This window comes from Micromonospora wenchangensis (assembly GCF_002210435.1).
GTDB classification, from domain to species: domain Bacteria; phylum Actinomycetota; class Actinomycetes; order Mycobacteriales; family Micromonosporaceae; genus Micromonospora; species Micromonospora wenchangensis.
The window spans coordinates 1-21,891 of record NZ_MZMV01000090.1; the positions used below are offsets into that span (position 1 = coordinate 1).

Annotated in this window: 21 protein-coding genes, 1 tRNA gene and 1 pseudogene; 17 read left to right on the forward strand and 6 right to left on the reverse strand. The window is 72.9% G+C overall.

From position 1 onward, the window contains the following. Window positions 1-56: 56 nt before the first annotated feature. The gene (locus tag B5D80_RS30470; protein ID WP_088647386.1) at window positions 57-1,859 is read right to left on the reverse strand and encodes a dolichyl-phosphate-mannose--protein mannosyltransferase; all 1,803 of its coding nucleotides are present in this window, start codon (window positions 1,857-1,859) and stop codon (window positions 57-59) included. A 92-nt stretch (window positions 1,860-1,951) separates the two neighbouring features. On the opposite strand from B5D80_RS30470, the gene rsmI reads away from it, so the two are divergent. Further along, a complete protein-coding gene (gene rsmI / locus B5D80_RS30475) occupies window positions 1,952-2,791 on the forward strand; it encodes a 16S rRNA (cytidine(1402)-2'-O)-methyltransferase (protein ID WP_425437296.1) in 840 nt (279 codons plus the stop codon). Between the two features lie 12 nt (window positions 2,792-2,803). Here the strand turns inward: rsmI and B5D80_RS30480 are convergent, their stop codons facing one another. Then, entirely contained in the window at window positions 2,804-3,667 is an 864-nt protein-coding gene (locus tag B5D80_RS30480; protein ID WP_425437297.1) for a hypothetical protein, read from the reverse strand. A 143-nt stretch (window positions 3,668-3,810) separates the two neighbouring features. Between B5D80_RS30480 and metG the strand changes: the two genes are divergently transcribed. Continuing rightward, window positions 3,811-5,613 carry a methionine--tRNA ligase gene (gene metG, locus B5D80_RS30485; protein ID WP_088647389.1) on the forward strand — a complete coding sequence of 601 codons (1,803 nt, stop codon included), beginning with the start codon at window positions 3,811-3,813 and terminating at the stop codon, window positions 5,611-5,613. Between the two features lie 52 nt (window positions 5,614-5,665). On the opposite strand, the gene B5D80_RS30490 is transcribed toward metG, so the two are convergent. Further along, window positions 5,666-6,517, reverse strand: coding sequence for an alpha/beta fold hydrolase (locus tag B5D80_RS30490; protein WP_088647390.1), 852 nt, complete (start codon window positions 6,515-6,517; stop codon window positions 5,666-5,668). Between the two features lie 65 nt (window positions 6,518-6,582). Continuing rightward, on the reverse strand, window positions 6,583-7,827 hold the full coding sequence (locus tag B5D80_RS30495; protein ID WP_088647403.1) for a hypothetical protein: 1,245 nt from the start codon (window positions 7,825-7,827) through the stop codon (window positions 6,583-6,585). Window positions 7,828-7,945: 118 nt separating this feature from the next. Here B5D80_RS30495 and B5D80_RS30500 point away from each other — a divergent pair, with 118 nt between their 5' ends. From B5D80_RS30500 to B5D80_RS30525, 7 genes are all read left to right on the forward strand, one after another. Next, a complete protein-coding gene (locus tag B5D80_RS30500; RefSeq protein ID WP_088647404.1) occupies window positions 7,946-8,845 on the forward strand; it encodes a TatD family hydrolase in 900 nt (299 codons plus the stop codon). Window positions 8,846-8,877: 32 nt separating this feature from the next. Next, a complete protein-coding gene (gene rsmA, locus B5D80_RS30505) occupies window positions 8,878-9,747 on the forward strand; it encodes a 16S rRNA (adenine(1518)-N(6)/adenine(1519)-N(6))-dimethyltransferase RsmA (RefSeq protein ID WP_088647391.1) in 870 nt (289 codons plus the stop codon). Window positions 9,748-9,756: 9 nt separating this feature from the next. After that, window positions 9,757-9,897, forward strand: coding sequence for a hypothetical protein (locus B5D80_RS33550; protein ID WP_158224271.1), 141 nt, complete (start codon window positions 9,757-9,759; stop codon window positions 9,895-9,897). Continuing rightward, window positions 9,894-10,847: a 4-(cytidine 5'-diphospho)-2-C-methyl-D-erythritol kinase gene (locus tag B5D80_RS30510; protein WP_088647392.1), complete on the forward strand. Its 954-nt coding sequence runs from the start codon at window positions 9,894-9,896 to the stop codon at window positions 10,845-10,847. The genes B5D80_RS33550 and B5D80_RS30510 overlap by 4 nt, the downstream gene beginning before the upstream one ends. Before the next feature lie 238 nt (window positions 10,848-11,085). Beyond that, entirely contained in the window at window positions 11,086-12,888 is a 1,803-nt protein-coding gene (locus tag B5D80_RS30515) for an ABC-F family ATP-binding cassette domain-containing protein (RefSeq protein WP_088647393.1), read from the forward strand. A gap of 90 nt (window positions 12,889-12,978) precedes the next feature. Beyond that, on the forward strand, window positions 12,979-13,434 hold the full coding sequence (locus B5D80_RS30520; RefSeq protein WP_088647394.1) for a DUF4383 domain-containing protein: 456 nt from the start codon (window positions 12,979-12,981) through the stop codon (window positions 13,432-13,434). Window positions 13,435-13,543: 109 nt separating this feature from the next. Next, window positions 13,544-14,005: a DUF4383 domain-containing protein gene (locus tag B5D80_RS30525; protein WP_088647395.1), complete on the forward strand. Its 462-nt coding sequence runs from the start codon at window positions 13,544-13,546 to the stop codon at window positions 14,003-14,005. Window positions 14,006-14,013: 8 nt separating this feature from the next. Here the strand turns inward: B5D80_RS30525 and B5D80_RS30530 are convergent, their stop codons facing one another. Both B5D80_RS30530 and B5D80_RS30535 read right to left on the reverse strand, forming a co-directional pair. Next, on the reverse strand, window positions 14,014-14,703 hold the full coding sequence (locus tag B5D80_RS30530; protein WP_088647396.1) for a TetR/AcrR family transcriptional regulator: 690 nt from the start codon (window positions 14,701-14,703) through the stop codon (window positions 14,014-14,016). A gap of 113 nt (window positions 14,704-14,816) precedes the next feature. Then, window positions 14,817-15,176: pseudogene (locus B5D80_RS30535) on the reverse strand (acyl-CoA desaturase); the annotation flags it as partial. Between the two features lie 30 nt (window positions 15,177-15,206). Here B5D80_RS30535 and B5D80_RS30540 point away from each other — a divergent pair. From B5D80_RS30540 to B5D80_RS30575, 8 genes are all read left to right on the forward strand, one after another. Next, the gene (locus B5D80_RS30540) at window positions 15,207-16,037 is read left to right on the forward strand and encodes a resolvase (RefSeq protein ID WP_088647397.1); all 831 of its coding nucleotides are present in this window, start codon (window positions 15,207-15,209) and stop codon (window positions 16,035-16,037) included. A gap of 46 nt (window positions 16,038-16,083) precedes the next feature. After that, window positions 16,084-16,155 (forward strand) — tRNA-Gln (locus B5D80_RS30545). 61 nt (window positions 16,156-16,216) lie between these two features. Next, window positions 16,217-17,758, forward strand: coding sequence for a bifunctional UDP-N-acetylglucosamine diphosphorylase/glucosamine-1-phosphate N-acetyltransferase GlmU (gene glmU, locus B5D80_RS30550; RefSeq protein ID WP_088647398.1), 1,542 nt, complete (start codon window positions 16,217-16,219; stop codon window positions 17,756-17,758). Between the two features lie 87 nt (window positions 17,759-17,845). After that, the gene (locus tag B5D80_RS30555; RefSeq protein ID WP_088647399.1) at window positions 17,846-18,826 is read left to right on the forward strand and encodes a ribose-phosphate diphosphokinase; all 981 of its coding nucleotides are present in this window, start codon (window positions 17,846-17,848) and stop codon (window positions 18,824-18,826) included. Between the two features lie 303 nt (window positions 18,827-19,129). Continuing rightward, window positions 19,130-19,819, forward strand: a complete 690-nt coding sequence (locus B5D80_RS30560) for a 50S ribosomal protein L25/general stress protein Ctc (protein WP_088647400.1) — start codon at window positions 19,130-19,132, stop codon at window positions 19,817-19,819. A gap of 99 nt (window positions 19,820-19,918) precedes the next feature. After that, window positions 19,919-20,509, forward strand: coding sequence for an aminoacyl-tRNA hydrolase (gene pth, locus B5D80_RS30565; protein ID WP_088647401.1), 591 nt, complete (start codon window positions 19,919-19,921; stop codon window positions 20,507-20,509). Between the two features lie 117 nt (window positions 20,510-20,626). Beyond that, window positions 20,627-21,430 carry a 3'(2'),5'-bisphosphate nucleotidase CysQ gene (locus B5D80_RS30570; protein ID WP_088647402.1) on the forward strand — a complete coding sequence of 268 codons (804 nt, stop codon included), beginning with the start codon at window positions 20,627-20,629 and terminating at the stop codon, window positions 21,428-21,430. Between the two features lie 78 nt (window positions 21,431-21,508). Then, on the forward strand, window positions 21,509-21,891 hold a 383-nt coding region (locus B5D80_RS30575), incomplete at its 3' end, for a phosphoadenosine phosphosulfate reductase domain-containing protein (protein ID WP_158224272.1).

A 21,891-nucleotide genomic window follows, 5' to 3' on the forward strand; every position in this document is an offset into this window, starting at 1 on the left:
GGGTTGGGAACCCGGGCGGCAGGGACGGTGGGGCGGGCGGTAGGTGCGGGGACCGGTCAGATCCAGCGGCCGTCCAGCCACATCCGGGCGGACCAGTCGTCGTACGGCAGGATGTTGCCCACGAAGATCGGGTAGAAGTAGGCGAAGCAGAGCGCCACCAGCAGCACGTACGCGCCGACGATGACCCCGCCGACCAGTCGCCGGTCGGCGAGTTGCTCCGCCGCCGCCGCATCGGCCTCCGCGACGACCACGGCCACCTTCGGATCGGCCGGCTCGCCGGTGTCCGGTGGACTGCCGTCCGGTGCCGTGCCGTCGCCCGCCGTGCCGTCCGGTGCGGTGCCGGGGCCGGCCCGACCGGCCGGGGCGGCGCGCTCTCCGACGGTGGGGGTGGCGATCGCGCCGAGTACGTACACCACGCTCAGCACCAGGAACGGCAGCGCCGGGGCGGCGTAGAAGGAGAACATCGTCCGGCCGTCGAGGGCGTACCAGAACCAGGGCAGCAGGCCGGCGGCCACGGCCACCAGGAACGCCCCGGCCCGCCAGTCGCGGCGTGCGATGCCGAGCCAGAGCGTGGCGGCCAGCGCCGGCAGGAACGACCACCAGAGCAGCGGCGTGCCCAGCAGCAGGATCTCCGACGCGCAGGTGGGTGCGCCGCACGCGCCGTCGCCGGACCAGTGGAACGCCACCGGCCGGCCGAGCAGCAACCACTGCCACGGCCACGACTGGTACTTGTGCGCGGTCTCCAGGCCGGTGTGGAACTCGAACGCCGCCTTGTGGTACTGGAACAGGTTGGTCAGCGCGCCGATGACCGGGGTGTCGCTGAGCCCCGGAACGTTCGGGTAGCGGGACGCGATCCGGTAGTAGCCCTCGTCGGAGAGCAGCCAGCCCGACCAGGTGGCCAGGTAGGTGCCGACCGCCAGCAGCCCGGCGAGCACCAGCCAGGGCAACTCGTCCAGGAGGGCGTCGCGCCACGGCCGGCGGACCCCGACCGACCGGCGCAGGCCGACCTCCCAGAGCAGGGCCAGCAACCCGAAGGCCGGGACGAACCAGATCCCGCTCCACTTCACCGCGCACGCGCAGCCGAGCAGCACCCCGGCGAGCAGTCGCCACCAGGGCCAGTTCCGCCAACCACCGGCGGGGCGACCGGCCCGGCCGGGTGCGGTCGGGTCGAGCCCGGCGTCGAGCGCGCGGGCCCAGCGCCGACGCCTGGCGTCCCGGTCGAGCACCAGCGCGCCGAAGGCGGCCAGGACGAACAGCGGCAGAAAGATGTCGAGCAGCGCGGTGCGGGAGAGCACCAGGTGGAAGCCGTCCAGGGCGAGCAGCAGACCGGCGGCACAGCCGAGCGTGGTGGAGCGGAACAGCCGGCGGGCGATGCGGGTGATCATCAGCACCGTGAGGATGCCGGCCACCGCCGAGGCGATCCGCCAGCCGAACTCCGGGGCGGTGGTCATCAGGTGGCCCGGCACGGAGATGTTGGTCTCCGCGTCCTGGTAGCCGAAGGCCCACTCGCCGAGCCCGATCAGCCACTTGCCCAGCGGCGGGTGGACCACGTACGACGGGCCGTTGTCCTTGTAGTTCCACTCGACGCCCTTGTCGATCAGGCCGTAGCCGTCGCGGGCGTAGTAGATCTCGTCGAAGATCTTGCCCTTGGGGCTGCTCAGCCCGAGCAGCCGCAGGACGGCGGCGATCGTCACCACGACGGCGGTGGCGATCCACGAGTTCACGTCGAGCCGGGACTCGACGGTGGCGAGTCGTCGCCTGACGATCGCCGGCACGCCGCCCCCGCCGGCCTCGGGAGGGGGTGCCTCCGGGTCGGTCCGGTCCGCGCTCGCACTCTGTGCTGTCGACGCACTCGTCACCCGGCGATCGTAGGCTGCGAAGGTGCCCGGTGGCGCCCGTCGTCCCCGAGATTGGTACGAGTATCGATGAAGGAGCGCGTCACGTGGGTGAAATGTCCGAGATCGGGCGCCTGATTCTGCTCGGCGCGCCACTGGGCAACCCCGCCGACGCGTCCGCCCGGCTGCGCGACGTCCTCGCCACCGCCGACGTGGTCGCCGCCGAGGACACCCGCCGGCTCGCCCGGCTCGCCCGCGACCTCGACGTGACCGTGGAGGGGCGGATCGTCTCCTACTTCGAGGGCAACGAGGAGCGGCGTACCCCGGAACTGGTCGACGTGCTCCGCGCCGGGCACCGGGTCGCGCTGGTCACCGACGGCGGCATGCCCAGCGTCTCCGACCCCGGATACCGGCTGGTCACCGCCGCCCTCGACGCCGGGGTGCCGGTCACCGCGGCCCCCGGCCCGAGCGCCGTCACCACCGCCCTGGCCCTGTCCGGGCTGCCCTGCGACCGGTTCTGCTTCGAGGGCTTCCTGCCCCGCTCGCCCGGTGCCCGGCGGGCCCGGCTGCGCGCCCTCGCCACCGAACCCCGCACCCTCGTCTTCTTCGAGGCCCCGCACCGGATCGCCGCCGCGCTGACCGACCTGGCCGCCGCGTTCGACGCCGACCGGCCGGCCGCGCTGTGCCGGGAGTTGACCAAGACCTACGAGGAGGTCGTCCGCCGGCCGCTGGGCGAGCTGGCCGACTGGGCGGCCCGGGAGGAACCGCGCGGCGAGATCACCCTCGTCGTCGGGGGAGCGCCGCAGACCCCCGCCGAACGCCCCGACGACGACACCCTGCGGGCCCGGGTGGCCGACCGGGAGGCCGCCGGCATGTCCCGCCGGGATGCGATCAGCGACGTCGCCACCGGGTACGGGCTGCGCCGCCGGGACGTCTACGCCGTCGTGCACCGCTGAGCGGGGCGGCGGTCACCAGGCGGCGACCAGGAAACCCAGGGTGATCAGCACCGGCCCGGCGTAGCCGCCGCCGGTCGCCCAGCGGCGCTGCCGGGGGTCGGCCAGCCGGGTCGCCCCGGTCCACCTGACGATCCCCGCCGCGCAGCCGGCCACCGCCAGCAGGCCGAGCAGCCACCGCAGGTGCCGGCCCACCCCGGTGTCGGCGTACGCGGTGTCCGCGTCCGGCCCGGTCACCCACGCCGGCAGGGCCGAGCCGGCGGCGGTGCGTTCGGCCGGCACCCCGCTGACCCGTACCCCGTGGGTGCGGAACCGGTCGTCGTCGGCGGTGAAGATGCCCCGGCAGCGCTGGGTCAGCCCACCGCCCGAGCAGTCGGTGACCACCGCCGTCCCCGCCGTGGAGTGCCCGACGGCCAGCCAGAGCGGTCCCGCGCTCACCCAGGCGAAGAACGCCGCGACCAGGCTCAACGCCAGCAGCACGGCGAGCCCCCGGATCGGGTCCGGCGGGGCGGGGGCGCGGGCGGGGCGACGTCGGCGCGGGGTCCGCAACCGCTGCTTCGGTTCCTTGCGCAGCGGGGTGCCGTCCCAGTGCACCTGTTCGATCGGCGCCCAGAAGAACCCGTCGTCGTCAGGCTTCTCCCCGTCCCGCCGGCGGGCCCGTGGCTGGCGGACCGGCACCCGCCGGGGCACCGCGTCGACCGGCGCGCCCGTGGTCGGCTCGACCTCCACGGCCGCGTCGTCCGGGCCGGGACCGGGGCGTGGCTGCGGCGCGACGGCCGAGCCGCGTGCCGCCGGACCGTCCCCGGGGCCGGGACGTGGTCGCCGGGTGCCCGCCGTCGACTCGTCGTGCCCCGATCGTCTGCCCGTCACGTCAGCCATTGGACACCGGGTGGCGGTCGGTGTCCGTGAGCTGACTCCGCGTGTCGGTGGGCAATTCCCATGGACGGCGATTCGGCGTCGGCGTGGCGCGGTGACCCCATTGGTTCGCCGGCCGCCGATCCGGGTCACTAGGCTTGCTGGTCATGAGTCACGTTCTCGCCGCGGTCGCCTGGCCCTACGCCAACGGTCCGCGCCACATCGGCCACGTGTCCGGCTTCGGCGTACCCTCCGACGTCTTCGCCCGGTACATGCGGATGGCCGGTCACGACGTGCTCATGGTCTCGGGCACCGACGAGCACGGCACCCCGATCCAGGTGCAGGCCGACGCCGAGGGGGTCACCCCGCGCGAGCTGGCCGACCGGTACAACCGGGTGATCGCCGAGGACCTGCTGGCGCTGGGCCTGTCGTACGACCTGTTCACCCGCACCACCACCCGCAACCACTACGCGGTGGTGCAGGAGCTGTTCACCGGGCTGCACCGCAACGGCTACATCGTCCCCAAGGTCACCACCGGGGCGATCTCCCCGTCCACCGGGCGGACCCTGCCCGACCGCTACATAGAGGGCACCTGCCCGATCTGCGGCTACGACAGCGCCCGGGGCGACCAGTGCGACAACTGTGGCAACCAGCTCGACCCGATCGACCTGATCAACCCCAAGTCCAAGATCAACGGCGAGACGCCGGAGTTCGTGGAGACCGAGCACTTCTTCCTCGACCTGCCCGCCCTCGCCGACGCGCTGCGCCAGTGGCTGGACACCCGGGAGGGATGGCGGCCCAACGTGCTGCGCTTCTCCCGCAACCTGCTCGACGACCTCCAGCCCCGGGCCATCACCCGGGACCTCGAATGGGGCGTGCCGATCCCGCTGGAGGGCTGGCAGGACCGGGGCGACAAGCGGATCTACGTCTGGTTCGACGCGGTGATCGGCTACCTCTCCGCGTCCATCGAGTGGGCCCGGCGCACCGGCGACCCGGACGCGTGGCGCAGGTGGTGGTCGGCCGACGGGGAGGGCAAGGACTCCCCGGGCTACTACTTCATGGGCAAGGACAACATCGTCTTCCACTCGGTGATCTGGCCGGCCCTGCTCGGCGGCTACTCCGGGGCGGGCAGCCGCGACGGCCAGCCCGGCGACCTCGGCCGGCTCAACCTGCCCACCGAGGTCGTCTCCAGCGAGTACCTGACCATGGAGGGGCGCAAGTTCTCCTCCTCCCGCAAGGTGGTCATCTACGTCCGGGACTTCCTGGAACGCTACGACGCCGACGCGCTGCGCTACTTCATCGCCGTCGCCGGCCCGGAGAGCAACGACACCGACTTCACCTGGGCCGAGTTCCTCCGCCGCAACAACGACGAACTCGTCGCCGGCTGGGGCAACCTGGTCAACCGGTCGGTCTCCATGGCGGCGAAGAACTTCGGCGCGATCCCACCGGTCGACCCGGCCGGGCTCACCGAGGCCGACGAGGCGCTGCTCGCGGTGGCCCGCGCCGGCTTCGCCACGGTGGGTGACCTGATCGCCCGGCACCGGCAGAAGCAGGCCATCGGCGAGGCGATGAAGGTCGTCGCCGAGGCCAACAAATACCTGTCCGAGCAGGCCCCGTGGAAGCTCAAGGCCGAGGCGGACAAGCCCCGGATGGGCACCATCCTGCACGTCGCCCTCCAGGTGGTCAGCGACGCCAACACGCTGCTCACCCCGTTCCTGCCGCACTCCGCGCAGCAGATCCACGAACTGCTCGGCGGCACCGGCGTGCACGCCCCGATGCCGGTCCTGCAGGAGGTCGACGACCTCGACGGCGGCCCCGGCTACCCGGTGCTCACCGGGGACTACACCGTCGGCGCGCGCTGGGAGTCCGTACCCTTGCCGGCCGGCCGGCCGCTCGCCGCGCCGAAGCCGGTCTTCCGCAAGCTCGACCCGTCGATCGTCGACGAGGAACTCGCCCGGCTGGAGAGCTGACCGGCCGGGGGCGGCCCCGGGGGAACCCCCCGGGGCCGCATTGCGCGGTACGTCAGGCGCGGGCCATCGCCGGCGCGCCGATGAACTCCATCAGCGCCCGGTTCACCTCGGTCGGATGCGTCCACGGGATACCGTGCGGCGCACCCTTCAGGGTGACCAGCGTGCCGTTGGGCAGCATCGACGCCAACCGCTGACCCGTCTTCGGGAACGGCAGCACGTTGTCCTTGTCGCCCTGGATGATCAGCACCGGGACGTCCATGTTCGGCACGTCGCCCCGGAAGTCGGTCTGCCAGGCCTCCACCGAGTCGTGGGTGCCCTTCGCCGACGCCTGCGCGCCGATCTGCCAGTGCGCCCGGTACGCCTCCTCGCTGACCCATTTGCCCTTGTTCTCGCTGTAGTTGAAGAACGCGTCGCAGAACTGGGTCAGGTAGGCGAACCGGTCCGCGACGATGGCCTGCTGGAACCCGTCGAACAGGCTCTTCTCGACGCCCTCCGGGTTGTCCTGCGTCTGCAACAGGTACGGCGCCAGCGGCGCCATCAGCACCGCCCGGTCCACCCGGCTCGACCCGTACGTGCCGAGGTAGCGGGTCACCTCACCGGTGCCCATCGAGTGGCCCACCAGGATCGCGTTGCGCAGGTCCAACTCGGTCATCAGCACGTCGAGGTCGGCTGAGAAGGTGTCGTAGTCGTAGCCCGTGGCCGGCTGGGCCGAACTGCCGAAACCACGCCGGTCGTAGGTGATCACCCGGTAGCCCGCAGCGAGCAGCGGACCCGACATCTTCTCCCAGGTCGCCCCGTTGAACGGGAAACCGTGGATCAGCACGATCGGCTGACCCTGCCCGTGATCCTCGTAGTACAGGTCGATGGGGGCGGAGTTCTCCGTACCCACGGTGATGAAGGGCATGCTCTTCTCCTGATCCGTCGGTGTCGGACCCGTCGCGCTTTCCCCGGCCGGCCACCGTCATGCCTTCACATCGCGTACGGCAGGTCCACCACCCGGTCGTCGGTCACCTCGGCGGCCGGCGCCCAGGTCTCGTACACGCCCCGTTCGTGGCACTGTGCCCCGGTGTCGCGCACCCCGTCCGGATCGGGCTGCCGCAGGCGCAACCGCAGCCAGCCGGCCTCCTCCCGCAGCACCAGGCACGCCACGCCCCGCCACCGGGCGTGCCGCAGCCGCCGGCCCACCGACTCCACCGGATAGCGGGCCGCCCGGGTCATCGCCAGCACCCGGAACCCGCCCGGCAGGTCCGCCACCGCCTCGTACTCGCCGCCGGCCAACCCGCCGACCAACTGCGTCGACCGCGGCACCTCGCCGGTCGGCACGTACTCCTGGTCGGGGGAGAGCCCCGGCACCGCCGCCAGCAGGTGCCGCCACTGCGGCCCCACCATCCGCAACCAGCCCCGCTGCTCCGCCTGGTAGCTGTAGAGCACCACCTCCGCCCCGTCGGCGGTGTACGCCAGCAGGCTGGCGTTGGCGGGCATCGGCAGGTCGGCGAAGTCCCGGGTGACGAACTCCGGGATCAACTGCGCCGAACTCGGCACGAACCCCGTACCCAGCACCGGCGGGCCGAGCCGGTCCCGGGGCGGCAGCTCCAGCAGGCCCCGGTGCGCCGCGCCCACCGGCACGTCGTAGTCGCCCGGGTCGGCGACCCGCCAGCGCAGCGCGTACCCGACGTCGGTGCCGTCGCCACTGGTGCCGTCGCCGCGCAGCACCGCCAGCGCGGCCGGGGTGCGCAGGTGCGCCACGTCGTGCTCGCGGTAGCAGAACCCGTGCGGCAGCCACCCCCGCACGTACCCGGCGAGCTGCCGGGCGGACAGCACCTTGACCATCCGGGTGCCCCGCCGCAGCACCGCCGAGGCGCGCACCGCGGCCAACGTCGGATCGCCGGCCGCCGTCGGCTGCTGGCTGAGCTGGTGCACGTACGACCAGCCCCGCTCCCGGTGCACCGGCATCAGCAGCGCCGCCTCCGGCTCCTCCACCGGAGGGCTGCCCCCGCTCACCTCGGTGACCTCGGTCACGTGCACGAACCGCCGCCACGGCCAGCTCACGCCCGGCCGGGGCGCCCACTCGAAACCGGGCGCCGCCTCGGCGCTGAACAGCTCGTAGGCCGCGCCCCGGGCCAGCTCCTCCGCCGGGTGGACCACCCCGCCGTACGTCACGCGCAACGCGGTCCGCCCGGAGGCCGCGCCGCTGGCCCGGTCGGTGACGCTCATCCCGGCGAGGCTAGGCCGGCCAGGTTCCGCCCCGGTGAACAGCCGGTGGCCGCCCGGGAACACCCCACCCGGCACCGGCCGGGTGCGGGTCGGTGCCCCCGGCCACCCCCGGTGTGTGATGCTGGCCGCGATGACCGAACGGACCGAATCCCGCAAGCAGCGTGCCGCCCGCCGGGCCGGCGAGTTCCCGCCCGCCCCGCCGCCGCTGCCCCGCCCCGTGCTGGACAGCCACACCCACCTCGACATCACCGTCAGCGAGGCCGGCGTGCCCGGCGGGGGCGACGCCGCCGACCCGGTGGCCGCCGCGATCGAGGTGGCCGCCGCCGTCGGCGTGGACCGGCTCGTGCAGGTCGGCGTGGACGTCGACTCGTCCCGCTGGGGTGCCGACGTGGCCGACCGGTACCCGGCGGTGCTCGCCACCGTGGCGCTGCACCCCAACGAGGCACCCCGGCTGGCCGACCTGGACGCCGCGCTGCGCGAGATCGAGACGCTGGCCGCCCGCGACCGGGTCCGCGGCGTCGGCGAGACCGGGATGGACTTCTTCCGCACCGGCGACGACGGCCGGGCCGCCCAGGAGGAGAGCTTCCGGGCGCACATCGCCATCGCCAAGCGGTACGGCAAGGCCCTGGTCATCCACGACCGGGACGCCCACGCCGACGTGCTGCGCATCCTCGACGACGAGGGTGCCCCGGACACGGTGGTGCTGCACTGCTTCTCCGGCGACGCCGACTTCGCCCGCGAGTGCGTCCGCCGGGGCCACCTGCTCAGCTTCGCCGGCACGGTCACCTTCGGCAGCGCCGCCGCGCTGCGCGAGGCCGCCGCGCTCACCCCGATCGACCAGCTCCTCGTCGAGACCGACGCGCCCTACCTGACCCCGATGCCGCACCGGGGCCGGCCCAACGCGTCGTACCTGATCCCGCTGACGGTCCGGTCGCTGGCCGAGACCACCGGGGCCGACCTCGACGAGCTGTGCGCCGCCATCTCCGCCACCGGCGACCGGGTCTTCGGGCCGTGGTGACCGACCCGCTACCCGCGACTACGCTTCGGGGCGTGACCGGCCTGCTCGGCCCGGCGGAGATCCGGGAACTCGCCGCGCGCCTCGGCGTCAACCCGACCAAGAAGCTCGGCCAGAACTTCGTGCACGACCCGAACACCGTCCGCCGGATCGTCACCGCCGCCGGGCTCACCCCCGACGACGTGACCCTGGAGGTCGGCCCCGGCCTCGGCTCGCTCACCCTGGCCCTGCTGCCGGCCGCCGCGCACCTGCACGCGGTGGAGATCGACCCGGTGCTGGCCGGCGCGCTGCCACAGACCGCGGCCACCCACGCCGGCCCGGACGCCGCCCGGCTCACCGTGCACCGGGCCGACGCGCTGCGGATCACCGCCGCCGCCCTGGCCGACCCGCCGCCCACCGCGCTGGTGGCGAACCTGCCCTACAACGTGGCCGTCCCGGTGGTGCTGCACCTGCTCGCCGAGCTGCCCACCCTGCGGCACGGCCTGGTGATGGTGCAGAAGGAGGTCGCCGACCGGCTGGTCGCCGGCCCCGGCTCCAAGGTGTACGGCATCCCGTCGGTCAAACTCGCCTGGTACGCCCGTTCCCGCGCCGCCGGCCGGGTGCCACCGAACGTGTTCTGGCCGGTGCCGAACGTCGACTCCGGACTGGTCGCCTTCACCCGCCGCGAACCACCCCGCGACGACGTGCCCCGACAGGCGGTCTTCGCCGTCGTCGACGCCGCGTTCGCCCAGCGCCGCAAGACGCTGCGGGCCGCGCTGGCGGGCTGGGCGGGCAGCCCCGACCGGGCCGCCGCGGCGCTCACCGCCGCCGGGGTCGACCCCGGAGCACGCGGGGAGTCACTCACCGTGGAGCAGTTCGCCGCGATCGCCGCGTCGGCTCCGACCGTCGCCACCACCGCACAGTAGGCTGACGCCGTGCCCGCCGAGGGCCACGCCGCACCTGCGCGTACGACCTGGTTGCCGGCCGGTACGCCGCCGGCCGCCGACGCCGCCGAGGAGCTGATCGTGGAGATGCCGTTCGACATCCGCCCGTGCCGGTGGGACGTCACCCGGTGACCGAGGCCTGGCGACCGGACGACGATGACGACCAGCGCCGGGGCAGCAGCGGCCCGGTGCGGGTCCGGGTGCCCGCGAAGGTCAACCTGCACCTCGGGGTGGGCCCGCTGCGCCGGGACGGCTACCACGAGCTGAACACCGTCTACCACGCGATCTCGATCTACGACGAGTTGACCGCCCGCCGGGGCGACACCCTCACCCTCACCATGGAGGGCGAGGGGGCCGGGGAGCTGGCCCTGGACGACTCCAACCTGGCCATCCGCGCCGCCCACGCCCTCGCCGGCTACGCCGGGGTGCTGCCGCACGCCCGGCTGCACCTGCGCAAGCAGATCCCGCTCGCCGGCGGGTTGGCCGGCGGCAGCGCCGACGCCGCCGCCGCGCTGGTCGCCTGCGACGCCCTGTGGGGCACCGGGCTGTCCCGCGACGAACTGGCCGGGATCGCCGCCGACCTCGGCTCCGACGTGCCGTTCCTGATCCACGGCGGCACCGCGCTGGGCACCGGCCGGGGCGAGGCGGTCAGCCCGGTGCTGGCCCGCCCCACCTCCTGGCACTGGGTGGTGGCCGTCGCCGACGGCGGCCTGTCCACCCCCGCCGCCTACCGGGAACTCGACCGGCTGCGTGACGCCGGCACCGCCGGCACCCCGCTGGGCAGCACCGACGGCCTGCTCGGCGCGCTGCGTCAACGCGACCCCCGGGTGCTCGCCGGCTGCCTCGGCAACGACCTGCAGGACGCCGCCCTGTCGATGCGCCCGGCCCTGGCCGACACGTTGAAGGCGGGGGAGGCGGCCGGGGCGCTCGCCGGCATCGTCTCCGGCTCCGGCCCGACCTGTGTCTTCCTCGCCCGTGACGCCGCCGACGCGCAGCGGATCGCCACCGAGGTGCAGGCCGCCGGGGTGTGCCGGGAGACCCGGGTCGCCCACGGCCCGGTGCCCGGCGCCCGCGTCGGCTGAGCCTTCCCCGGGGGCGGGATCGACTCCCGGGGGCCGGTGTCGCGGTGTCCGGCGACCGGGAACCCGCACCGTCAGCCCCGATGGGTTGATCAACCTGCCCCGACCTGCTGTTCGAGGCGGCCCGGTCCCGTCCTCCGGCACGGGCGGGTGGGGCGGCACGGGTGTCCGCGTACCCTTGCCCCAGGCGTCCCGAGGTGCCCGCCGGCACCGGGACGCCTTGATCATGAAAGGTGGGACCGTGGCCAACATCGTCAACCTGGACCGGGTGTCCAAGGGGTACGGCGCCGCCGGGCCGCTGCTCACCGACGTCTCGCTCGGCCTCGACGACGCCGACCGGATCGGCGTGGTCGGCCTCAACGGCGCCGGCAAGTCCACCCTGCTGCGGATGCTCACCAAGCAGGAGGACCCCGACGACGGCCGGGTCACCCACCGCCGCGACCTGCGGGTGCTCTGGCTGCCGCAGGCCCTCACCCTGGCCCCCGAGGCCACCGTGCGGGACGTGGTGCTCGGCACCGCCTGGCTCGCCGAGGGGATGGGCGCCGAACACGAGTGGGCCGGCGACGCCGGGGTCCGCGCCATCCTCGACGGCCTCGGCATGCCCCACCTCGGCCTCGACCAGCCGGTCGGCCCGATGTCCGGTGGCGAGCGCCGCCGGGTGGCGCTGGCCGCCCTGCTGGTCCGCGAATCCGACCTGCTCATCCTCGACGAACCCACCAACCACCTCGACGTCGGCGGCGTCGACTGGCTCGCCCGGCACCTCGTCGGCCGCCGGGGCGCGCTCGTCGTGGTCACCCACGACCGGTGGTTCCTCGACGCGGTCTGCACCACCACCTGGGAGGTCGCCGACCAGACCGTCCGGGCCTACGAGGGCGGCTTCGCCGCCTGGACGCTGGCCCGCGCCGAACGGGAACGGGTCGCCGCCGCCACCGAGGCCCGCCGGCAGAACCTGCTCCGCAAGGAGATCGCCTGGCTGCGGCGTGGCCCGCCCGCCCGCACCTCCAAGCCGAAGTTCCGCATCGACGCGGCCAACGCGCTCATCGACGACGTGCCGCCGCCGCGCGACACCATGTCGTTGCAGCGGATGGCGACCGCCCGGCTCGGCAAGCAGGTGTACGACCTGGAGCACGTCCGGCTGCACGCCGGCCCCAAGGAGATCCTGCACGACACCACCTGGCAGGTCGGCCCCGGCGACCGGATCGCCGTCCTCGGGCGCAACGGCGCCGGCAAGACCACCCTGCTGCGGATGCTCGCCGGCATCACCCGCCCCGACGGCGGCCGGTTCCACACCGGCTCCACCGTCAAGCCCGCGTTCCTCTCCCAGGAACTCGCCGAACTCCCCGGCCACCTGCGCGTCCTGGAGGCCGTCGAGGAGGTCGCCCGGCGGGTGCAGCTCGGCGACCGGGAGGTCTCCGCCGCCCAGCTCGCCGAGGTGTTCGGCTTCGACGACCGGCGGCTCTGGACCCCGGTCGGCGACCTCTCCGGTGGGGAACGCCGCCGGCTGCAGATGCTCCGGCTGCTCGCCGGGGAACCCAACGTGCTGCTGTTCGACGAGCCCACCAACGACCTGGACACCGACACCCTCGCCGCCCTGGAGGACCTGCTCGACTCCTGGCCCGGCACGATCATCGTGGCCAGCCACGACCGGTACCTCATCGAACGGGTCACCGACGCCGCGTACGGGATGTTCGGCGACGGCCGGCTGGTGCACCTGCCCGGCGGCGTCGACGAGTACCTGGCCCGCGCTGCCGGCCCGGGTCCGGCCCGCACCACGACCGGCCCCGCCGAAAGCCCCGAGGCCCCGGCCACGGGCGGCATGTCCGCCGCCGAGGCCCGGCAGGCCCGCAAGGAACTGACCCGGCTGGAACGGCAGATCGGCAAGCTCGACCAGAAGGAGGCCACCCTCCTCGGCCAGCTCGCCACGCACGCCACCGACTACGCCCGGGTCGCCGACCTCGACGCGCAGCTCAAGGAGGTACGCGCCGAACGGGAACGGACCGAGGAGACCTGGCTGACCCTCGCCGACGAGATCCCGCCCCTGTAGGACCAGGGACGACCCCGTGTGCGGCGTCACACCCCGCCGTACGGGACAATCGTCGGCGACCCTCACCCGAACGGCGTTGGAGACACAGTCATGGCCCACACCCCCGTCAACCACCCCGCGCGGCCGGTCTACCGGGCGATCGGCGGGCTCATCGGTCTCTACCTCGTGGTCTTCGGCGTGCTCGGCGTCATCGCCAGCGCCGGCAACGACTTCTTCGCCCAGGACGACACCAAGGTCCTCGGCCAGGGCACCAACCTCGGGTTCTCGCTGCTGTCCGTGCTGTTCGGGGTGGTCATCCTGGTCGGCACCGTGATCGGCCGCAACCTCGACGTGGCGATCAACCAGTGGCTGGCCTACACCTTGATGGTGATCAGCCTCGCCGGCCTGGCCTTCCTCCAGACCGACGCCAACGTCGCCAACTTCAGCATCCTCACGGTGATCGTGCTGATGACCCTCAGCCTCGTCCTGCTGATGGTCGGCATGTACGGCAAGGTCGGCACCGAGGACGAGAAGGAAGCCTGGCAGAAGGCCCGCCTGGTGCTCTGACCCGCTCCCGCGCGCGGGCCGGGATGCGGTGTGACCTGGCGTTTCTCCGCCGCCGGACGACGGAACGGGAGACAATCGTCCCGACACGTCGTCCGCGCAGGGAGGGGCCATGGCGCACTTTCCGGTCAACCACCCGGCCCGCCCGCTGTACCGGGTCTTCGCCGGCCTCGTCGGCCTCTACATCCTGGTCTTCGGCGCGTTCGGCGTCGTGCAGACCTGGGGTGAACCGCTGTTCGCCAGGGGCAGTCACTGGGCCCTGGGCCTGCGCACCAACCTGGCGTTCTCGCTGGTCTCGGTCGTCTTCGGAATCGTCCTGATCATCGGGGCGTCCCGGCGCGGCAACCTCGGGCACATCATGAACCTCACCGCCGGGGTGGTCTTCATGGTCACCGGCATCGCGATGATGAGCGTGCTCCAGACCCGCGCCAATATCCTCAACTTCTCGATGTCGACGGTGATCGTCTCGCTGCTGTTCGGCCTGCTGCTCCTCGCCACCGGCCTATACGACAAGATCGGCACCGACGAGCACGCCGCCCGGGAACGCGCCGACCGGCTCCACCCGGCCCGCTGACCCGCCGCTCAGCCGCCCGGACGCACGGTGATCAGGCCCGGCCCCGCCTCCAGGTGCGACAACCCGTTCCAGGCCAGGTTCACCAGGTGCGCCGCCACCGTCTCCTTGCCCGGCTGGCGGACCTCCAACCACCAGCGCCCGGTCAACGCCACCATCCCCACCAGCGCCTGCGAGTACAACTCGGCCAGCTTCGGGTCGTAACCCCGGCCGGAGAACTCGGCACCCAGGATGTGCTCCACCTGGTGCGCCACGTCGTTCATCACGCTGCTGAAGTTGCCGGCCGCCGACATCAACGGCGACTCCCGCACCAGCACCCGGAACCCGCTGGTCTCCTCCTCGATGTAGCCCAGCAGCGCCAGCGCCGCCTGCTCCAGCAACTCCCGCGGGTGCCCGGCGGTCAGCGCCGCGGCGATCCGGTCCAGCAGGGCCCGCACCTCCCGGTCGACGACCACCGCGTACAGCCCCTCCTTGCCGCCGAAGTGCTCGTAGACCACCGGCTTGGAGACCCGCGCCCGCGCCGCCACCTCCTCGATCGAGGTCGCGTCGAAGCCCTTCTCGGCGAACACCTCCCGGCCGATCGCGATCAGCTGCTCGCGCCGCTGCGCGGCCGACATCCGTACCCGCGCCGCCGGCTTCGCGCCCCCCGCCGACGCCGCCCGTCGTGTGCCGTTGTTCTCCCCACCCGGGGGCTGCGCCATCTCGTCACCTCGCCGGCGCTCGGTGACGCCCTGTCGTGGAATGCTCCGGTCGTGCCCGTCTGTCTCGGTCACCCGGCCATCCTGCCAGGTGACGCCCCGGGGTACCGCCGGGTTCAGCGCGGCAACGGTTTCCGCACCCGGTTCACCGCCACCCGTTGCGGCCTCGGCCACCGCACGTCGTGCACCGCGCCGGCCCGCTCCAGCAACCAGATCACCCGGCCGACGGGTCCCACTGCCCACGCAGCATCCCGTGCCGGGCGCTCGTCGGGTCGGCATGGTGCAGGTTGTGCCAGCTCTCCCCGAACGACAGCAGGGCCAGCGGCCGGAAGTTGGCCGCCCGGTCGCCCGGCCGCATCATGAAGGGACGCTCACCGTAGACGTGGCAGACCGAGTTGATCGCCCAGGTCACGTGGTGCAACAGGGCGATCCGGACCAGCCCCGCCCCAGAAGAACGCGCTCGGCGCGCCGGCCCACAGTCGTACGGTTGTCTTAACCTGCCGGTCATGACCGATCCGACGGCCGCCGAGGTGCGCCGGCTGCGCGGTGAGGAGGGGCTCTCCGTCCGGCAGATCCAGGCCCGCACCGGCCTCGGCCGCAACCGGGTGTACGCGCTGCTGCGCGACGGCGCGCCCCCGGCCCGCACCCGACGACCCGCCGCCCGCGACGACCTGCGCGCGGCGGCGGTGGCACTGCGCGGCGAGGGCTGCTCGGTCGGCGACATCGCGGCCCGGTTGGGCGTCGCGAAGTCCACCGCCTACCTCTGGGTACGCCACCTCCCCCTCGACCCGGACGAGGAGGTCGCCACGCGGCGGCGGGCGCGGGCCAGGGCGATGAACGACGACCGGTGGGCGACGCACCGCGCGACACGTGACGCCGCGCAGGCCGAGGTGCACAGCCGGATGCGGGAGACGGTGGGGCGACTCGCCGACCGCGAGGTGCTGCTGCTCGGCGCGGCCCTCTACTGGTGCGAGGGCACCAAGTCCAAGCCCTGGCGTCGTCACGATCATGTGCAGTTCGTCAACACCGATGCCGGGCTGCTCCGGCTGTTCCTGCGCTTCCTCGCCGCCTGCGGGGTCGAACGGGACGTGCCCACCTACCGGGTGAGCATCCACGAGTCGACCGATGCGGCGGCGGCGCAGCGTTGGTGGACCGAAACCCTGGATCTGCCACCGGACCGGTTCCGGCGGCCCACCATCAAGCGCCACCAGCCGACGACGCGGCACAACACCGGCGAGGGCTACCACGGCTGCCTCGTTATCGACGTGCCGAGAAGCCGGGAGTTGTACTGGAAGATCGAGGGTGTCGTCGCGGCACTCACCGGAGAGATCACATAGGGGTGGGGGTCGCCCGGGGGAGGCGCTAAGCTGTCTTGCGTCACATTCGGCCGTGGTGTAATTGGCAACACCCGGGTCTTTGGTACCCGTGTTTCAGGTTCGAACCCTGGCGGCCGAGCCGTCCGTCACCTCCTCCCTGATCGGGGTAAGGGGCGAAGTGTCCCCACAGTCTGGTTAGCATGGCGGCGAGACTGTTCGCCTTCCCCGACGGGAGCCCACCCGTGTCCCAGCCCCACCGCCGTACCGTCGTCGTGCTCGCCGCCGGGGAGGGCAAGCGGATGAAGTCGGCGCTGCCCAAGGTGCTGCACCCACTGCTCGGCCGGACGCTGCTCGGTCACGTGCTGGCCGCGGCCGGGCCGCTGCGCGCGGACCGGACCGTCGTGGTGGTCGGGCACGGGGCCGAGCAGGTCCGCGCCCACCTGGCCGAGGTCGCCCCGGACGCCACGGCGGTGCTCCAGGCCGAGCAGCTCGGCACCGGGCACGCCGTACGGATCGCGCTGGACGCGGTGCCGGAGGCCGCCGGCACCGTCGTGGTGATCAACGGGGACGTGCCGCTGCTGCGCACCGAGACGGTGGACGCGCTGGTCACGGCGCACGAGGGTGAGGGTGCGGCGGCCACGGTGCTCGCCGCCGAGGTGCCCGACCCGACCGGGCTGGGCCGGATCGTCCGGGACGCCGCCGGCCGGCTGGAGCAGATCGTCGAGGAGCGCGACGCGACCCCCGCGCAGCGGGCGCTGCGGGAGATCAACGCCGGCATCTACGCCTTCGACCTGACCCGGCTGCGGGCCGCGCTGGGCAAGCTCTCCACCGACAACGACCAGGGCGAGGAGTACCTCACCGACGTCTTCGGGCTGCTCGTCTCGGCCGGCGAGCCGGTGGGGGTGCACGTGGCCGCCGACCACGTCGAGACCCTGGGCTGCAACGACCGGGTGGAGTTGGCCGGACTGCGCCGGCTGCTGCGCGACCGGGTCAACGAGGCGTGGATGCGGACCGGGGTGACGATCCTCGACCCGGCGACCACCTGGATCGACGTGACCGCCACCGTCGGACGGGACGCGGTGCTCGACCAGAACACCCAGTTGCGGGGTGCCACGGTGGTGGGGGCCGAGGCGGTGGTCGGGCCGGACGTCACGCTGATCGACACCGTGGTGGGGCCGGCGGCGACCGTGCTGCGCAGCCACGCCACCGGCGCCGAGGTGGGCGCGGGGGCGAGCGTCGGCCCGTACGCCTACCTGCGGCCGGCGGCGCGGCTGGCCGAGAAGGCGAAGGTGGGCACGTTCGTCGAGGTCAAGAACTCCGAGGTCGGGCCCGGCGCGAAGGTGCCGCACCTGTCGTACGTGGGGGACGCGACGATCGGGGCGAAGGCGAACATCGGCGCGGCGACGATCTTCGTGAACTACGACGGGGTGAACAAGCACCGCACGGTGGTCGGTGACGGTGCGTTCGTCGGCTGTGACACGAACCTGATCGCGCCGGTCGAGGTGGGTGCGGGGGCGTACGTGGCGGCGGGTAGCGCGTTGAGTCAGGACGTGCCGCCGGGGGCGTTGGGGGTGACCCGGGCGCCGCAGCGCAACATCGAGGGGTGGGTGCTGCGTAACCGGCCGGGCACGGTCTCCGCGCGGGCCGCCGAGCAGGCCCGGACGGCCGGTGAGGATGCGTCGGGTGGGCCGGTGTCGGCAAGTGAAGGTGAGGCAATCCACGGGGGTGCCGAGACGGTGTGAGGGTCGCCGAGGTCGGGGCATACTGCAACCGAATAGCCCCGGCCCACCGCAGCCGGGCACCACCGACCAACGGGAGCAGACGGGCCCATGGGCAGCATCGTCGCCGAAAACCGCAAGAGCCTGATGCTCTTTTCCGGACGTGGCTTTCCGGAGTTGGCCAAGGAGATCGGTGAGGTGCTCGGTGTAGCGCCGACCCCTTCCGACGCGTACGAGTTCGCCAACGGTGAGATCTTCGTACGGTTCCGGGACTCGGTGCGTGGTTCGGACGCCTTCGTGGTGCAGTCCGTCACGCACGGGGTGAACACCTGGGTCATGGAGACCCTGATCATGATCGACGCGCTGAAGCGGGGTTCGGCGAAGCGGATCACCGTGGTTCTGCCGTTCTACCCGTACTCCCGGCAGGACAAGAAGCACCGCGGTCGGGAGCCGATCTCGGCGCGGCTGGTGGCCGATCTGCTCAAGACGGCCGGGGCGAACCGGATCCTCACCGTCGACCTGCACACCGCGCAGATCCAGGGCTTCTTCGACGGCCCGGTGGACCACCTGTTCGCGATGGACATCCTCGCCGAGTACGTGGAGCACAAGTTCGCCGGCCGGCCGATGACGGTGGTGGCCCCGGACTCGGGCCGGGTACGGGTGGCGGAGCGGTGGACGGACCGCCTCGGTGGCTGCCCGTTGGCGTTCATCCACAAGACCCGCGACCCGTTGAAGCCCAACCAGGTGGTGGCGAACCGGGTGGTCGGCGAGGTCGAGGGCCGGGTCTGCCTGATCGTCGACGACATGATCGACACGGGTGGGACGATCACCAAGGCGGCGGACATCCTCAAGGAGTCCGGTGCGGCGGAGATCGTGGTGGCCTCCACCCACGCCCTGTTGTCCGACCCGGCGACCGAGCGGTTGAAGAACAGCCCGATCACCGAGGTGGTGGTGACGAACACGCTGCCGTTGCCGCCGGACAAGCAGTTGGACAAGCTCACCGTGTTGTCGATCGCGCCGTTGCTGGCGCGGGCGATCCGGGAGGTCTTCGACGACGGGTCGGTGACCACCCTCTTCGGTGGCCTGAGCTGAGGCCCGGCCCGGCGGACCGCGCGGGCCGGTCGGGTGCGACCGGCCCGGCGTCGCCAGGTCCGACGCGCGGGGTGGCGGCGCAGGACGGGGACTGCCGGAAGGCGCGGAAAGACCTCGGGTAGACTGGTGCGGTTGCCACGGCGAGGGTGCCCGGCGGGCCGCTGATCGAGCGCCGCACGGAGGCACCGTCATCGACGCGGTGCTCCGGGCAGTCGTTCATGACGCATGAGCCCCAAGCGAGCCCCTCGCCCCAGCACCGCCAGACGACAAGCCGCCGTAGCGTTTAGCATCAGGAGTTTCCCCGTGTCCGAGGTAAAGATCAGCGCCGAGCCCCGTACGGAGTTCGGCAAGGGTGGTGCCCGTCGTACCCGTCGGGCCGGCAAGGTGCCCGCCGTGCTGTACGGTCACGGCGAGAAGCCCAAGCACATCGCGCTCCCGGCGCGGGAGTTCGCCGCCGCGATCCGTAAGGGCGGCGCCAACCAGCTCTTCGCGATCGAGGTCAGCGACGGCACCCAGGTGCTGGCGCTGCCGAAGGCGATCCAGCGTGACCCGATCCGGGACAGCTTCGAGCACGTGGACCTGCTGCTGGTCCGCCGGGGCGAGAAGGTCACCGTCGAGGTCCCGGTCCAGCTGACCGGTGAGGCCGCGCGGGACACCCTGATCGTGCACGACCACGACACCCTCTCGGTGACCGCCGACGCCACCAAGGTGCCGGACCACCTGGAGGCGTCGATCGAGGGCCTGGAGGCCGGCAGTCAGGTCACCGCCGCCGACGTCGAGCTGCCCGCGGGTGTCGAGCTGGCCGCCGACGCGGAGCAGACGGTCGCCTCGGTGACCGCCGCGCCGACCGCCGAGCAGCTCGAGGCCACCCTGCCGGAGGTCGAGACCCCGGCGGCGGAGGCCGAGGAGGCCGAGGGTGCGGAGGCCGCCGAGGGCGCCGAGGCTCCGGCCGCCGAGGGCGAGGAGAGCACCGAGGCGAAGACCGAGGCCTGACCGGTCGCATCGTTCACGGCAGGCGCTCCCGTCGCGGGGGCGCCTGCCGGCGTATCGGGGCACGGTCGGCGCGCAGACGGCGAGCGGGAGGTACGGGACGTGACGGACGAGACGGGGCCGTGGCTGGTGGTCGGCCTGGGCAATCCGGGTCGGGAGTACGCCGGGAACCGGCACAACGTCGGCTTCATGGTCGCCGAGTTGCTCGCCGTGCGGCTGGGTGGGCGGTTCGGTCGGTACAAGCGGGTGGTGGCGGACGTCGCCGAGGGGCGGATCGGTTTCGGTGGGCCGAAGCTGGTGCTGCTCAAGCCGCAGACGTACATGAACCTGTCGGGTGGGCCGGTGGCCGCGCTGGCGCAGTTCCACAAGATCCCGGCCGAGCGGGTGATCGCGGTGCACGACGAGCTGGACATCCCGTACGGGCAGGTGCGGGTGAAGCTGGGCGGCGGCGAGGGCGGGCACAACGGTCTGCGCTCGATGTCGAAGTCGCTGGGGACGAAGGACTACGTGCGGGTGCGGTTCGGCATCGGCCGGCCGCCGGGGCGGCAGGACCCGGCGGATTTCGTGCTGTCGGATTTCGGCACCGCGGAGCGCAAGGAGTTGGAGTTTCTGGTGGACCGGGCCGCTGACGTGGTGGAGTCGGTGGTCACCAAGGGAGTCGAGCCGACCCAGAACGCGTACCACGGGGTCTGAGGTACGGGGGCGTACTCGTGGCGCGCTCGCGTTGGCGGTAGTCTGCGCGTTCTGGCGTGGCGCGACCGCGCGCGGGCCGTGGTAGGCGACGGGAGCGAGTTCGTGGGCAGTCCTCCGATGATCGACGGCGCGTTCGCCCGCTGGTTGGCGGACCGGGCCGGGCAGGCCCTGCTGGAGCTGCGGGCCGAGATGGGGTTCGCGGACGCGGCGGCGTTGAAGTCGGCCGGGGACAAGGTCTCGCACGACCTGATCCGCAGCGAGCTGGCGAGGTGGCGGCCCGGTGACGCGGTCCTCTCCGAGGAGGACGAGGGGTCGCGGCTGGTGGACACCGCGGGCGGGGTGTCCCGGCGGACCGCCGACCGGGTGTGGATCATCGACCCGTTGGACGGCACCCGGGAGTTCTCCGAGGAGGGCCGCGCCGACTGGGCGGTGCACGTGGCGCTCTGGGCGCGTAACGCGCCGACGCCGCACGGGCTGGTGGCGGGGGCGGTGGGGTTGCCGGCGCAGCACCGGGTGCTGGGCACGGACTATCCGCCGGCGTACCCGCCGATGACGGTGGAGGCGGCCACGACGGGTGACCGTACGCTGCGGTTGGCGGCGAGCCGGAGCCGGCCGCCGGCGTTCCTGACCGCGTTGGCCGAGGACGTGGGCGCGCAGTTGGTGCCGATGGGTTCGGCGGGGGCGAAGATCGCGGCGGTGGTGACCGGTGACGTGGACGCCTACATCCACGCGGGCGGCCAGTACGAGTGGGACTCGGCCGCGCCGATCGCTGTGGCGACGGCCACCGGGCTGCACGCTTCCCGAATCGACGGTTCTGCGCTGAGATACAACGAGGCGGATCCGCGCCTGCCTGACCTGCTGGTCTGCCGCAAGGATCTCGCCAGCCGGTTGCTTGCAGCGCTGCAGAGGCATTCCGGGTAGCCTGAGCGCTGTTTTTGATTTGTCCGACCGGAAAGGTCTGGAATCCATGTACGGATCCGCGCCGATCGAGCCCGTGGCATGACCGCCCCCGGCCGCTTCTACCAGGTCTCCCACCTCGACGAGTTGGAGGCGGAGAGCATCTTCGTGATGCGTGAGGTGGTCGCCGAGATGGAGCGGCCGGTGCTGCTCTTCTCCGGTGGCAAGGACTCGATCGTGATGCTGCGGCTGGCGCAGAAGGCGTTCGCCCCGGCCAACATCCCGTTCCCGGTGATGCACGTCGACACCGGGCACAACTTCCCCGAGGTGCTCGACTACCGCGACCAGCGGGTCGCGGAGCTGGGCCTGCACCTCGTCGTGGCGAGCGTGCCCGACGCCCTGGCGGCCGGAACGGTCCGTGAGTCGGGTGACGGGATGCGGAACCGGATCCAGACGCCTGTGTTGTTGGACGCGGTGGAGAAGCA

Coding starts and splice junctions, on each gene's coding strand:
- rsmI (WP_425437296.1), top strand. CDS start 1,952: ATGTCCGAGATCGGGCGCCTGATTCTGCTCGGCGCGCCACTGGGCAAC.
- B5D80_RS30480 (WP_425437297.1), bottom strand. CDS start 3,667: ATGGCTGACGTGACGGGCAGACGATCGGGGCACGACGAGTCGACGGCG.
- metG (WP_088647389.1), top strand. CDS start 3,811: ATGAGTCACGTTCTCGCCGCGGTCGCCTGGCCCTACGCCAACGGTCCG.
- B5D80_RS30490 (WP_088647390.1), bottom strand. CDS start 6,517: ATGCCCTTCATCACCGTGGGTACGGAGAACTCCGCCCCCATCGACCTG.
- B5D80_RS30495 (WP_088647403.1), bottom strand. CDS start 7,827: ATGAGCGTCACCGACCGGGCCAGCGGCGCGGCCTCCGGGCGGACCGCG.
- B5D80_RS30500 (WP_088647404.1), top strand. CDS start 7,946: ATGCTGGCCGCGATGACCGAACGGACCGAATCCCGCAAGCAGCGTGCC.
- B5D80_RS30520 (WP_088647394.1), top strand. CDS start 12,979: ATGGCCCACACCCCCGTCAACCACCCCGCGCGGCCGGTCTACCGGGCG.
- B5D80_RS30525 (WP_088647395.1), top strand. CDS start 13,544: ATGGCGCACTTTCCGGTCAACCACCCGGCCCGCCCGCTGTACCGGGTC.
- B5D80_RS30530 (WP_088647396.1), bottom strand. CDS start 14,703: ATGGCGCAGCCCCCGGGTGGGGAGAACAACGGCACACGACGGGCGGCG.
- B5D80_RS30540 (WP_088647397.1), top strand. CDS start 15,207: ATGACCGATCCGACGGCCGCCGAGGTGCGCCGGCTGCGCGGTGAGGAG.
- glmU (WP_088647398.1), top strand. CDS start 16,217: ATGGCGGCGAGACTGTTCGCCTTCCCCGACGGGAGCCCACCCGTGTCC.
- B5D80_RS30555 (WP_088647399.1), top strand. CDS start 17,846: ATGGGCAGCATCGTCGCCGAAAACCGCAAGAGCCTGATGCTCTTTTCC.
- B5D80_RS30570 (WP_088647402.1), top strand. CDS start 20,627: ATGATCGACGGCGCGTTCGCCCGCTGGTTGGCGGACCGGGCCGGGCAG.